We start from the raw sequence: 12,904 nt of genomic DNA on the forward strand, positions 1-12,904 counted from the left end.
CCTTCTAAACTAATTTGTCTATATTATTGTCTGTAATATTTGTAGTTTCTTCTACAGGCTCCACAGCTTCATCCGAAAAATCGCCTTTTGCAGCTTTGCTATTAAAACCTTGCTGAAAATCTTGCTGCTGTCTCTGGGATCCATCTTTAAAGAAAGTAGTATCGCCGTAATATAAGCCTATATTAAAATCTTGAATTTTAATGCTGCTGTTATTCATTGAATCTTTCAAATCCTGAAAATGAGAATTTAAAATATTATAGGTATCCTTGTTAGTTGCATCTATGTTAGCCTTCATATTACCGGCTTCCATAGTTACTTTTATAACTATTTCTCCAAGATCCTTAGGATTGATTTTAACGGTAAGTTCTTTAAGATTATTAGCTTCCATATACTTTATAGATTTTACCACATCGCTTACCATAGTGTTTTGATTAATGACAGGTGTTTGTCCAGTTACGGTTTGAGTCTTTACCGTTGTCTTATCAGGATTAAACATATTCATATAAAGATTCAGCTTAGTGGTCTTAGTTGCATCATCGCTATTACCACTAGTTATAGACTTTAAAAAACTGTCTTCTTTATCCTGCTGAAAACCTAAACTGCTTTTGTTCTCTCCTGCATCGTTAGATGTTTTTTCCTTTGTAATAGAGTTGTCAGTAAGTTTTAAATCAGAATTGCCGCTTGCAAAATCTTGTTTAACTCCATCATTAGTTTGAGCCTCAGTATTATTTTTAGCAGATAATTTGTTGTACAAGTTTTCAAGTGCTGCTGCTATTTTAGTTATTTTATCGTCGCTATTTTCGGCAGCTGCATCAACTTTTGTGGATGCTCCATTCTGATTTAAATCACGTAATAAATCATCCAGTTTATTCTTAATATTATCTAACATATCAGCTTTTGTGTCAGACTTCGATGTGACATTTATATCAGTTTTAGATGTTTCAAATGTACTATTTGTATGTTTAACTGGTATGTTAACTTGAAATTTTGTATCACCACTTTGAGAAAACAGCTTGCTTAATATGGATTTTATATCTGCTGCTTTGTCTTGGTCGCTCTTACTGCTTTTAAGTGCCTCGGCTAACTTAGACATTAACTCAGAAATAGAACTCTTATCAGCTAGTGAACTTAGAGCAAAGTTATTTTTAAGCTGAATCAAGTTATCATTGCTCATAGCAGTCTTCAGGCTGCTGCTTTCATTAGCCAATTGATTTGGCTTTACCTGGGAAGCACTATCTTTAAGAATTCCAAACAGGCTAGCTAAAATCACATTCAAAGCCTGATCAGTAGTATCCTTAGAATCATCCTCAGAATTTTTTTTGTTTTCTTTAAGTATCTTGCTGAAAACACTTTCGTCTTTACTGTCATTAGCATCATTTTTTGCCTGCAGTCCAGTAGTATCAGCCTTGCTACTAGATTTCATGATAGTATTTCCACTGGAAGGAACAGCTGTAATATTGGTATCTACATTAACATTTACTGCGTTCATCATTATTTCACCTCCTTTCCATGTGCCCTTATATATGAATATAGGGCAAACTCATCATTTTGAATCTGCTCTAACCTGTCCTGCTCTTTTTTAAATTCATCATATTTTTTTTGTTTTAAAATCTCTACGGTCTTTCTCTCTATCTGTTTAGCTTTAAGCTCATCACGAGTTTTTTCAACATTTTTTTCGTGCTGGATAAGCTCTTCTTTTGCTTTATCAATACAGCTCTCCATAAGTAAAAGATAATTGTTGGCTATTTTTCTTTCCACTACAGATTTAGTTTGATCAATCACCTTATATTGATCATAATTTTCCTGCAAGTTAAGTATTTTATCCTCTACCAACTTTTTTTGCCTAGATGCTTCCAAAAATATTCTCTTACTTTTTTCTTCATTACTCTTTCTGATATCTAAAAGTTTTTCCAAAGGAAATTTAAAATTATCCATTAAATATACCTCTACCCTAATTAGCAGGAATCATTTTGCTGAGTGTATCAATAGCTTGTTCAAATTTAGTGTTTTCCTGAACCTTCTGCTTTAAAAAATTTATAATATCCTCATGATACCTTATTGCTTTATCTATTTTAGGATTGCTTCCCTTTACATAAGCACCTATATTTATAAGATCTTCAGCCTCGTTGTATGTGGAAAGCAAATCTCTTGCCATGGAGGCCGCTGATTTATGTTCATTAGCCGCAATATCCGGCATAAGTCTGCTTATGCTATTTGATATATCTATAGCGGGATAATGATTTTTATGGGCTAAATCCCTTGACAAAACTATATGTCCATCCAAAATGCCTCTTACAGCATCTGCAATTGGCTCATTGAAATCATCTCCATCTACCAGTACCGTATAAAATGCGGTTATAGAGCCCTTATCAGACATTCCCGATCTTTCTAAAAGCCTTGGCAGCATTGCAAATACAGAAGGAGTATAGCCTTTAGTTGCAGGGGGTTCTCCTATAGCAAGACCAACTTCTCTTTGGGCCATGGCAAATCTTGTTACTGAGTCCATCATCAAAATTACTTTTTTGCCTTGATCCCTAAAGTATTCTGCTATAGCTGTAGCGGTAAAAGCGCCTTTAAGCCTAACAAGAGCAGGTTTATCAGAAGTAGCACATACCACTACTGATTTTTTCATACCTTCCTCGCCTAAATCACGCTCTATGAAATCCATAACTTCTCTTCCTCTTTCGCCTATAAGAGCAATCACATTTACATCTGCCTCAGCATATTTTGCAATCATTCCAAGAGTAGTACTTTTTCCAACTCCGCTGCCAGCGAAAATGCCTATTCTCTGGCCCTCGCCACAGGTTAAAAATCCATCTATGGCTCTAACTCCCGTAGGCATAATTTCTTTTATTCTTCTTCGCTTAAGCGGATCCGGCGGCTCCCTATCCATGGAATACCTGGTTCCCTGTTTAAGTTCTTCACCGCTTATCTGATTTCCTAAACCGTCTAGCACTTTTCCAAGAAGAGCCTCTGAGCATTTTACACTAAGTAAAATACCTTTAGGCACTACTCTAGAGCCTGGAGAAATACCACGCAATTCTCCCAAGGGCATAAGCATAACATTAGAGTCTTTAAAGCCAACCACTTCGCAGGTTATGGCTTCTTCTCTATCATTATAGATGGTACATAATTCTCCAACAAAAGCTTTTATCCCCTCAACTTCTATAGTGAGCCCTATAATGTTTTTTACTTTGCCTTCAACATATTCTGTTCTGCACTTATGCACTTTATCTGCTAAAGCTTCAAAATCAACTGAAAGCACAGTCTTCACCCCTTAATGTTTTCTGCTAGAAAATTTCATCTTTAATATTCTTCATAGCTGTATCGATACCTATCACAATTTTTCCATCGTTTTTTTCTATTACAGCATTACCTTCTGCTATGCTGTTATCAGGAACAACAAAAACGTCGTTTTTTAAACCAAGTCTTTCTTTCCAATCAAGTATCTGAGCCTTTATATTGTCTACATGAACGAAATTAGTTTTTATGATAATACTTTTAGAATTAGTTGAATTCTCTAAAGCTGCATATACCATCTCATTAATTCCTTCATCAGACTCAACTTCTCGCTTTAATACTTTTTGGGCTATAGAAACTGCCAATTTAATTATTTGATCATGCTTCTCTTGAAGATAATTTTCATATTCCGTCTTGGCTGCAAACAATAAATTATTGGCATTGCTTATTATAGCTTCCGCCTCTTTTTTAGCTATTTCTATGTTTTGAGTATATGCTTCCTCATAACCTTTTGAAAAGCCAGCCTGATATCCTTCTTCCTGACCTTGCTTAAGGGCTTCTTCCTTTATGCCTTGAGCATAATACATGGTTTGATTTCTTATTTCCTCAGCTTCCCTTTTAGCATTTCCTATTATGTTTTGAGCAAGATTCTCATAGCTTTGAGCCTGCTGCCCTGAAGATAAGTCATCCTGAGGAAAATGCCTTATTATGTTTGATGCATTTTCTGTGACGATTCCCTTAGAGCCTTGGTTTATAACTTCATTATTTTTTATAACTCTATAGGATGATGGCATCTTCTCCACCTCTCGATATTACAATTTCTCCAGCTTCATCAAGTCTTCTGATTATTGCAACTATCTTCTGTTGAGATTTTTCTACATCCATAAGCCTTACAGGACCAAGGAATTCCATGTCTTCCTTAAGTGCTGCGGAGGCTCTCTTAGACTGATTTCTAAATATAACATTTTGAACTTCATCACCACAGCCTTTAAGTGCCATAGAAAGCTCCTTAACATCAACTTCTCTAAGCACTCTCTGAATAGATACATCATCCAAAGTAACGATATCTTCAAATACAAACATAGATTCCTTAATTTTTTCTGCAAGCTCGGCATCTTCTCTTTCCAAGCCCTCTGTAATATTCTTTTCAGTAGTTCTATCAACTTGGTTTAAAATACCTACTAAGGTTTCTACTCCGCCTAAAACGGTCATATCGCTCTTCACTACTGAGGAAAGCTTAGCATCTAGAACTTTTTCAATTTCTTTTACCACAAAAGGAGATGTATTGTTCATGCTTGCAATTCTGTAAGCTACATCTGACTGTATATCCTCTGGCAGTGTTGAAATGAGCTGTCCAGCCTTATCTGCTTGAAGATAGCAAAGTATTAAGGCAATGGTCTGAGGATGCTCATTTGCAATCACATTCATAAGTTGACGTGCATCAGCCTTTCTTGCAATAGCAAAGGGTCTATATTGCTGAGTGGCCTCTGTAACTTTGTCTAAAATGTCCTTTGCTTTCTGAGGCCCTAAGGCTTTTCCTAAAAGGTTTCTGGCATACTCCAAGCCACCTTCCAAAATGTAGTCTTTAGCCTTATTCATTTCTATAAATTCGTCAAGAATTTCCTGTCTCTGCTCTGACTTTACACTTGTTATATTGGCAATTTCATAGGTTATTTTCTGTATATCTGATTCCGGAAATTTTTTAATTATGCCAGAAGAAGCTTCAGGTCCTAAAGCTATAAAAAGTATAGCAGCCTTTTGTACCCCAGAGAGTTTTCCATTTTCTTTTGCCATAAATATCACCTCTCATCTTCTGCCAGCCATGATTTTACAATATCTGCAACTTGTTCAGGCTTACTTGTGGCATATTTTTTAATTTCATCCTCTACAAAACTCTTCTCAGTTTTAGCATCCAAATCTAAAGAATCAAATTTAACGACTTCCTTAGGCTGCACATTATCATCTATAACAACATTAAGGCCTTCTCCTATAGATTCTTCTTCCTCTTCATCTTTCTTTCTTCTTCTTAGCAATAAAATTAGGAAGGTTATTGCAGCGATACCTGCCACAGCACCTATTACTATATTCCTATAAAGCGCTGTTTTTTGAGCCGCTGCATCTGCAGCCTTCATAGCCTGTATTTCAGCTTGAGCTTGCTGCTTTGCAGTTTGGTCAAAGGAAAGTCCAACCACATTCAGCACATCGCCTCTTGCCGCATTGTAGCCTATCACTCCAGACACTAAATCCTGAATGCTGGTTTTTGTAGCTGCATCCAATTTACCATCTATAGCCACAGAAGCGGTAAGTCTTTTAACCTCGCCAGGAGCACTTATAGTTTTTGTATCTGATTCTCCAACCTTGTTGTTTATTGTGCTGTCATCTTTGTTTGTAGTTGAAGTACCATTATTAGCAGTAGTTGTATTACTATTTGTATTATTATTGGTAGGACTTTGGGAAGTAGTGCCTGAGTTATTGTTATCAGTTTCTTTTATTATATGCGAACTTGCTACTACCGCATTTGGATCATAAGTAATAGTAGAGTTCTGTTTTGAATCGAAATCCAAGTCGGCATTAACCTTAACCTTTACCTTATCGCTGCCAACCACTGGCCCTAATACATCCATTACTGCATCATCAAGCTTTTTCTCAAAGCTTGTCTCTAAATCTTGATTATTTTTTATAGTCTCGCTAGAAGCAGCAGAATTTGTAGTATCATCAGAGGATATATTTTTAGACAGAAGATTTAATTTATCATCTATAACTTGTACATTTTCCTTTGGAAGATTTTGTACAGAAGCAGACACTAAAGCCACTATAGATTTTACATTTGCATCAGTAAGCTTATTGCCAGTTTTAAGTGCTATATAAACAGCTGCCGTTGCTGGAGTCTTATCTGTAACAAAAGCAGAATCTTGAGATGGTGATATAAGCACTCTGGCTGATTCAATCTGAGGTATGGTTTTTATAGTTTTCTCTAACTCACCTTGAATAGCTCTTTGCTTATTTAAATCAAACTGTGCATCAGTCATACCTAGGCTGCTGCTGTTATCTAAAAGTTCATATCCCTTACTTCCATCTGTAAGACTCTGAGACATCTCTAGCTTAAGTTCACTAACTTGAGATTTAGGAACATATATTGTATTTCCATCAACTTTATAATCAATTTTTTCATCTTTTAATTTTTGAGTTATTGTACTTCCATCCTCTGAGGATAGATTAGAAAACAATACTCCATATTTATTAGCATTGTTATAGCTCACAAGTAATATTATAGATACAATTACTCCCACCAACATTACAGCTAAAGCTATCTTTCTTGAGGTCTTCATGGATTTAAATTTTTCTTTAATTTTGTTGAAAAGTTCTGATAGCTTATTCATTATTTATCTGCACTCCTCACTACAACTGCATTTTGTCTAATTCTTGATAAGCCTCAACAATTTTATTCCTAACCTGAATTGCCATTTGTAATGACTGTTTTGCTTCTTCAGTGCTTACCATAAGATCCTGAATATCTATAGAGGAGTCACCTTTTATAAAGCTTTCAGTTTTTTGATCAGCTTGTATCTGTTGATCATTAACATCATTTAGCTTTTCATTTAATAAATCTAAAAAGCTTGATACCCCATTTGTGTTGGAATCATCACTTTTGCTGCTTGTCAAATCATTTCCTAAGGACATTGAAGAAATTTTCTGCAAATTATCAATCGTCATAAGTTATCCTCCTATCTACCTATATCTAAAGCTTTTGAAAACATTGATTTTTCAGCTGTCATAGCAGTTACGTTAGCCTCGTATGCCCTGGTAGACGAGATCATATCAGCCATCTCTGTAAGTATGTCTACATTTGGCATTGATACGTAACCATCTTTATCCGCATCTGGATTAGTAGGATCATAAACCCTTTTTAATGGGGATTGATCATTAGCTATTCCAACAGCCTTTACCCCTTTAAGTCTATCGCCATCTGTTGAATCTTTGCTAATTGCATCATCCAGATTTTCCTGAAAAACGGCAATTTTTCTCACATACGGCTTACCATCTTCTCCTCTTGTGGTAGATACATTTGCTATATTTGAAGCTATTGTATCCATTCTAAGTCTTTCGGCACTAAGTCCGCTGCTGCTTATTTGTAAAGAATTAAATGCTGACATATATACTATTTACCTCCATTAATAACACTTCGTGACATTGATAGTTCTGAATTAATCTGAGTTGCAAGAGCATTATAATACAATGTGTTTGCAGCTAAGTTTGACATTTCCTGATCTACATCCACGTTATTTCCATCTAAATTCATACTAGTTGATGTATCCTGTTTAATAGTAATTTGTCCTTCATTGTCGCTATCACTAATATGAAGAGGATCACTGGTTTCCATCTTTAAATTATCTGTTGCAGAATTTAAAGCATCTTCAAAGGACACATAATATCTTTTATATCCTTTAGTATTAACATTTGCAATATTATTAGCCATAACATTACTTCTAGTCATAGATGCATCTAATCCCTTTTTTATAAGATTGTATACTTTTTGGTCATAGGTCGCGGCATTAATCTCCATATTGCCCCTCCATTCTGTATCAATATTAATTTAAAAATATAATATAATTTAATATTACATTAAATTATATTTTTTGTACATAGTTTTAATAATAATTTACTTTATTTTTGATTTTTTTTTAATTTTTCTAATAATAAATTAAACTTAACGCAAAAATATCCTGTTGAACTTATATATCCCTATTATTATTTATATAATATTATTATAGGTCATAAAAAAATTTTTTTCTACAGTTTTAGAAAAATTGAATTTGTATTTTCCGATTTTATTTGTCATATTTTAGTTTAATGGATATACTTTTTTATTTTTTCTTCATTTTTATGTAATATCATTACATATTTTTCCTATTATTGATATTATACCCTTTAGTTTTGATTTTAAATTTTACATGATTATATTATTTATAAAATAATAATTTTACATAAAAAAATAAGCCCTATAGGGCTCATCCGAAATCGATTTTTATATATTTAAATGAATTAATTTAAATTTGCTTGATTCTTTCTTATTGTTATCTTCTCATGCCACCCAAGATATTTAATACTTCTTGAGGAAACTTGTTACTCTGTGCCATCATGGCTGTACCTGACTGCTCTAATATGGAAGCTTTCGAGTACTCTGCATACTCAGCTGCAATATCCGTATCTGTAAGACCGCTCTGAGATTTTTGTATAACATCAGAAATAGTTGTCAAATTATCATATTGGCTTTGAAACCTGTTTTCTATAGCTCCATAATTAGCTCTAACAGAAGTTACAGTTGAAACAGCCTTATCCACTATATCCAAAGCTTTATTCGTTCCACCAGCCACTGTAACATCGATATCTGTAAGCTTTTCTCCGACTGCGTCACCACCCAGCATGCTAGATGATAAATTATATTGAGGAATATCTATCTTATCTCCTATATTAGCTCCAGAAGTCATATGAAGAAGTGTAGGAGAATTATTATCGGTTACAGAAGAATCGTATAATACATTTACGCCATTGAAGCTGTTTCCTTTTATGTAATTATCTATACCCTCAATATTTTGGTTTATCTCATTTTGGATTATTTGTTTATCCGAAGTGTTTGTATCCGCACTAGAAGCTTGAATAGAAAGCTGTCTTATTCTTTGAAGCGATTCAGTAACACTGTCAAGCGCCCCCTCAGAGGATTGAAGCATACTTATACCATCCTGCATATTATTACAAGCCATCTGAAGTCCTCGTATCTGCATCTGCATTTTTTCACTAATTGCCATGGCATTAGGATTATCTTTTGCACTGGATACAGTAACTCCGCTGGATATTCTTCCAATGGATAAATTCATTTGTTTTTCATTTGCCCTTTGATTTATATAAATATTTAAAGATGCCATATTAGGATTTATTCTCAATTTCGTCACCTCGTTTAAATTACTCAACTAATTTGATTATCGAAGCTTAAACCATAAACTTTACACTCATGTTAAAGAATTAATTTTTATTCATATAAATATATTTTATATGCATCCAGAGCTTCTTCTTCTGTTATTTTATTATCCACTAATTTACGGTAAAGTTTATAGAGTTTAAAATGTAATTCTGGATTTGAATGTCTTGTTTCATTCATTTTATATTTTATCATTTCTTCCAATGAAATATTCTGCAATTTAATTTGCTTGTTAATAATTTCCATTACCTCATCAATCAAAATAAATGCATCTTTATTTTGAGTTAGCAATTTAAGCTGCTCTAATTTTAAATTTATTTCATTAAGACTTTCCTTTTTAATCAATACTTTCTCTGTTCTCATATTTTCCCCTTGCTAATAATATTATCATTTTAAGCTTAGCACATATTGTTTACTAATGCTATTGAAATTCAAATATAGTAGCATATACTAACAGTTCTATATCAACTCAGCTGCTCTTAAAATTTTAAATCAAGATAAGTGTAAAGGCTTTTCTATGGCTGAGAACACTATTCACTGCACATACATTAATTTTTAATTAATATAGACATATACGGCATAGTATTATAACCTTTTTCCTTAAATAAATTAAATGCATTGTTAAAAAACACCTTATTATGCTCTATCGCTCTGGAATATGAATACACTAATCTAACAATAAGTGCTTCATCTAATTTTTTATTAAATGCTGACATTCCGATCAAAAGCATTTTTACAAGGGAATAATTAATAACCAATTTAATATAGGCATCAAAAACCTCGCCCTTTGATTCTATGGGAAATAAATCTCCAAATACATGATTCACAATATAATTTTCTAAAATATATTCATGCTCACTAAAGAATGGTTCAAAATAATTGATATATGCGTTTTTATATCTTTCTGCTATTTCCTCAACCTTCGCATCTTCAGTGTATTCAATTCCATTTAAGCATTCCGCAACGCATTGTATATATGGCTGAGAATTTTTTGCGAACCCTATAGAAAACCTTCCATCATTAAATTCCTTCATCAGCTCCATCTGAATTGTTAAATTCGTAGGAATATTTTCAAGGCTTTCTTTCAAGCTTCCTTCTTCAATAATATTATTAAAACTCTCTATTATCTCTGATACTTTCTCTATTTCCTTATTATCCAAGCATTCCTGAATTTTTTTCATAAATATACCTAAAATAATTAATCTGTCAGCTACAGAATACTGTCTATTTTGAATAAGAGTTATTGTAAATATTCTTAACTTCCAAAAATACTCCACTAAAGTGCTATCTGCATTTATTTTTTTTATAATATTATTTTGAATATCTGCTGATTCTTCTTCTTCATCAAATTCCATAATATTTGAATCAAATAAAATCAATTTTGTAGCCTCTGGGCAAGAAAGCACCAATGATTTTTCGTAGACTCCATTAATCACATTGGTGATTCTCGGGTAAGTCATACATGTATTTGAAAGATACCCTACCCCATATTGCTTTTGTATACCACATAATTTATCATCCTCAAAAAAAGGGCAGTATCCATCCTTCTTCAGCTTTATTTTTCCATAGTCTTCAAATAAAGGATTCGAACGATTTCTTGTAATATTCTTACCAATGGCTACATTAGGAATTCTTTTATATTTCTTATAGGTACTTTCATCTAAGCTTATTCTCCAACCATAGCAACAATTATCTTCACATTTAGCACCTGTACATTGAAACTGCTTCATATATTGTGGCTTTAACGATATTATTTTTTTCATTTTTCAACACCACACCTTTCATTATAACTTTTGTATCATTAATTATATAATAAATCCTTATATAATAAAAGAGACCTTACACAAGTTAAGGTCTCTTTTATGGTGTTAAAAATTATCTTAATAACTGAAGAACCTGCTGTGGCTGCTGATTTGCTTGAGCAAGCATAGCTTGAGCAGCCTGAGAAAGAATATTGTTCTTTGAGAAAGTTGACATTTCTTTAGCCATATCAACGTCTCTTATTCTTGACTCAGCTGAAGTTAAGTTTTCAGAAGATGTTCCTAAGTTATTGATTGTGTGCTCTAATCTGTTCTGGTAAGCACCTAAGCTTGAACGCTGCTCTGAAACCTTATCTAAAGCCTTTTGAATTGTAGTTATAGCCTTATTTGCAGCATCTTTATTTGATACATCCACACCATGTACAACTACTTTGTTATCAGTTGCAGTTAATGCTTGAGTTAATGTTAAAACAGCATTACCTGCTCCATCTTTGAAAGTCTTACCGTCTGCAGCGCTTGCAACTACATTACCAGATTGATCTAATAAAGAACTAGTACCATCCCAAGTATATGTTCCTGCTTGAAGACTCTTATTAGCTGTAGCACCAAAGGAATAATCAGCTGTTGCTGCTGTAGCAGAAGTAACATTCACTTGTCCTGATACAACATTTTGAGCGAATACAATTGTGTTAGTATTGTCAGCAGTATTCTTATATGTTTTACCATCAGCGCTTGTAGCAACAACTGATCCAGTAGAATCAATTAAGCTATAAGTAGGAGTAGTACTTCCAAGTGTTGTTGTTTCGCTTACACTGTAAGTTCCAACCTTAATATCTGTTGTTGTTGATGCTCCGGCAGTAACAGCTCCATTTCCTGTTATAGCAGCAGTAACATCCCCTGTTATGCCAAGTGCATTACTTCTCATATCTCCTACGTTTAAAGCCATAGACTGATTCTGGTTAGCTCCTATCTGGAAAGAACCTGAGAAGCTTCCATCAAGTAACTTCTGAGTATTGAACTGAGTAGTATCGCCTATTCTTGATATTTCATTACCAAGCTGGTCAACTTCCTTCTGTATAGATTGTCTATCTGAAGCTGTGTTAGTATCTGAAGCAGATTGAACTGCTAGTTCTCTAACTCTTTGAAGGATTGAGTGAGTTTCATTTAATGCACCTTCAGCTGTTTGAATTAAAGAAATACCATCTTGTGCATTGCTTGAAGCCTGATCAAGACCTCTTATCTGGCCTCTCATTTTTTCTGATATTGCAAGTCCAGCTGCATTATCTGCTGCACTGTTAATTGCAAGACCTGAAGAAAGTTTCTGCATAGACTTGCTAGCACTGTTTGAGTTAATGTTCATGTTTCTGATAGCATTAGAAGCTGCTAAATTGTGATTGATTACCATAATAAATTCCTCCTTGATTTTTAAAGTGGACATCCTTTTCCACTATATTAATTATTTATAGTTAAGCTCTTTGAGCTTACTAACTTTGACATTAAAGATCAGTTTTTTTAATTTCTGTTCCTTATATTAAATATATCGTAGCTTAATTTATTTACTTTATACCTTTTTAAAACTTTTTTTAATTTTTTTATATTTTAAATTTTAGTTGAAAAAAAGCTATTTATCCTTGGGGAATTTTGCCTATAGGATAATGCAGCCTTTTGTGATAAATTTAAATCTTTTATTTCTTGTTTAATTTTCTCTTTTTGCTGCAAACCTTCTTTATTTATAGCTTCAGACATACTTTTAAATTCTAAAGAATTTAAAACTTTCCTCATTTCATCTGGATTATTCTCAGCATAGTCTCTATAAAAATCTTCTCTTTTCTGCAATAGAGCATTAAATTCCTTAAATTTCTCTTCTTGCAGCAATTCAAGCAGTTTTTTTTCTAAATCCATGGCTGATTTTAGATAATCCATTTTT

At 33.4% G+C, this 12,904-nt stretch carries 14 protein-coding genes; all 14 read right to left on the reverse strand.

Annotated elements, in window-relative coordinates:
- Positions 1-4: 4 nt before the first annotated feature.
- Positions 5-1,492, reverse strand: coding sequence for a flagellar hook-length control protein FliK (locus tag IAI10_RS08315; protein WP_315672838.1), 1,488 nt, complete (start codon positions 1,490-1,492; stop codon positions 5-7).
- Positions 1,492-1,935 carry a flagellar export protein FliJ gene (gene fliJ / locus IAI10_RS08320; RefSeq protein WP_315672839.1) on the reverse strand — a complete coding sequence of 148 codons (444 nt, stop codon included), beginning with the start codon at positions 1,933-1,935 and terminating at the stop codon, positions 1,492-1,494. Before fliJ ends, IAI10_RS08315 begins: the two co-directional genes overlap by 1 nt.
- 16 nt (positions 1,936-1,951) lie before the next feature.
- Positions 1,952-3,265, reverse strand: a complete 1,314-nt coding sequence (fliI, locus tag IAI10_RS08325; protein ID WP_315672840.1) for a flagellar protein export ATPase FliI — start codon at positions 3,263-3,265, stop codon at positions 1,952-1,954.
- Positions 3,266-3,290: 25 nt separating this feature from the next.
- Positions 3,291-4,034 carry a FliH/SctL family protein gene (locus IAI10_RS08330; RefSeq protein ID WP_315672841.1) on the reverse strand — a complete coding sequence of 248 codons (744 nt, stop codon included), beginning with the start codon at positions 4,032-4,034 and terminating at the stop codon, positions 3,291-3,293.
- Entirely contained in the window at positions 4,018-5,034 is a 1,017-nt protein-coding gene (gene fliG, locus IAI10_RS08335; RefSeq protein WP_315672842.1) for a flagellar motor switch protein FliG, read from the reverse strand. Before fliG ends, IAI10_RS08330 begins: the two co-directional genes overlap by 17 nt.
- A gap of 5 nt (positions 5,035-5,039) precedes the next feature.
- A complete protein-coding gene (fliF, locus tag IAI10_RS08340; protein ID WP_315672843.1) occupies positions 5,040-6,620 on the reverse strand; it encodes a flagellar basal-body MS-ring/collar protein FliF in 1,581 nt (526 codons plus the stop codon).
- 19 nt (positions 6,621-6,639) lie between these two features.
- Entirely contained in the window at positions 6,640-6,954 is a 315-nt protein-coding gene (gene fliE, locus IAI10_RS08345; RefSeq protein WP_315672844.1) for a flagellar hook-basal body complex protein FliE, read from the reverse strand.
- Between the two features lie 11 nt (positions 6,955-6,965).
- Positions 6,966-7,394, reverse strand: coding sequence for a flagellar basal body rod protein FlgC (flgC, locus tag IAI10_RS08350; RefSeq protein WP_315672845.1), 429 nt, complete (start codon positions 7,392-7,394; stop codon positions 6,966-6,968).
- A 5-nt stretch (positions 7,395-7,399) separates the two neighbouring features.
- Positions 7,400-7,804 (reverse strand): flagellar basal body rod protein FlgB, encoded by a 405-nt coding sequence (gene flgB / locus IAI10_RS08355; RefSeq protein ID WP_315672846.1) that lies wholly within the window; start codon positions 7,802-7,804, stop codon positions 7,400-7,402.
- Between the two features lie 511 nt (positions 7,805-8,315).
- Positions 8,316-9,182 carry a flagellin gene (locus IAI10_RS08360; protein ID WP_315672847.1) on the reverse strand — a complete coding sequence of 289 codons (867 nt, stop codon included), beginning with the start codon at positions 9,180-9,182 and terminating at the stop codon, positions 8,316-8,318.
- 86 nt (positions 9,183-9,268) lie between these two features.
- On the reverse strand, positions 9,269-9,580 hold the full coding sequence (locus IAI10_RS08365) for a hypothetical protein (protein WP_315672848.1): 312 nt from the start codon (positions 9,578-9,580) through the stop codon (positions 9,269-9,271).
- Positions 9,581-9,765: 185 nt separating this feature from the next.
- Positions 9,766-10,980 (reverse strand): flagellin lysine-N-methylase, encoded by a 1,215-nt coding sequence (gene fliB, locus IAI10_RS08370; protein ID WP_315672849.1) that lies wholly within the window; start codon positions 10,978-10,980, stop codon positions 9,766-9,768.
- 112 nt (positions 10,981-11,092) lie between these two features.
- Positions 11,093-12,382: a flagellin gene (locus IAI10_RS08375; RefSeq protein ID WP_315672850.1), complete on the reverse strand. Its 1,290-nt coding sequence runs from the start codon at positions 12,380-12,382 to the stop codon at positions 11,093-11,095.
- Positions 12,383-12,576: 194 nt separating this feature from the next.
- A complete protein-coding gene (locus IAI10_RS08380; RefSeq protein ID WP_315672851.1) occupies positions 12,577-12,900 on the reverse strand; it encodes a hypothetical protein in 324 nt (107 codons plus the stop codon).
- Positions 12,901-12,904: the final 4 nt, after the last annotated feature.

The organism is Clostridium sp. 19966, from assembly GCF_032335695.1.
In the GTDB taxonomy this organism is placed as follows: Bacteria; Bacillota; Clostridia; order Clostridiales; family Clostridiaceae; genus JACTOJ01.

What these genes read in the sequence shown, in the direction of transcription:
- flgB (WP_315672846.1), bottom strand. Translation starts at nt 7,804, where the DNA reads ATGGAGATTAATGCCGCGACCTATGACCAAAAAGTATACAATCTTATA.
- fliF (WP_315672843.1), bottom strand. Translation starts at nt 6,620, where the DNA reads ATGAATAAGCTATCAGAACTTTTCAACAAAATTAAAGAAAAATTTAAA.
- fliG (WP_315672842.1), bottom strand. Translation starts at nt 5,034, where the DNA reads ATGGCAAAAGAAAATGGAAAACTCTCTGGGGTACAAAAGGCTGCTATA.
- fliE (WP_315672844.1), bottom strand. Translation starts at nt 6,954, where the DNA reads ATGACGATTGATAATTTGCAGAAAATTTCTTCAATGTCCTTAGGAAAT.
- IAI10_RS08365 (WP_315672848.1), bottom strand. Translation starts at nt 9,580, where the DNA reads ATGAGAACAGAGAAAGTATTGATTAAAAAGGAAAGTCTTAATGAAATA.
- IAI10_RS08380 (WP_315672851.1), bottom strand. Translation starts at nt 12,900, where the DNA reads ATGGATTATCTAAAATCAGCCATGGATTTAGAAAAAAAACTGCTTGAA.
- IAI10_RS08330 (WP_315672841.1), bottom strand. Translation starts at nt 4,034, where the DNA reads ATGCCATCATCCTATAGAGTTATAAAAAATAATGAAGTTATAAACCAA.
- fliB (WP_315672849.1), bottom strand. Translation starts at nt 10,980, where the DNA reads ATGAAAAAAATAATATCGTTAAAGCCACAATATATGAAGCAGTTTCAA.
- IAI10_RS08375 (WP_315672850.1), bottom strand. Translation starts at nt 12,382, where the DNA reads ATGGTAATCAATCACAATTTAGCAGCTTCTAATGCTATCAGAAACATG.
- fliJ (WP_315672839.1), bottom strand. Translation starts at nt 1,935, where the DNA reads ATGGATAATTTTAAATTTCCTTTGGAAAAACTTTTAGATATCAGAAAG.
- flgC (WP_315672845.1), bottom strand. Translation starts at nt 7,394, where the DNA reads ATGTCAGCATTTAATTCTTTACAAATAAGCAGCAGCGGACTTAGTGCC.
- IAI10_RS08315 (WP_315672838.1), bottom strand. Translation starts at nt 1,492, where the DNA reads ATGATGAACGCAGTAAATGTTAATGTAGATACCAATATTACAGCTGTT.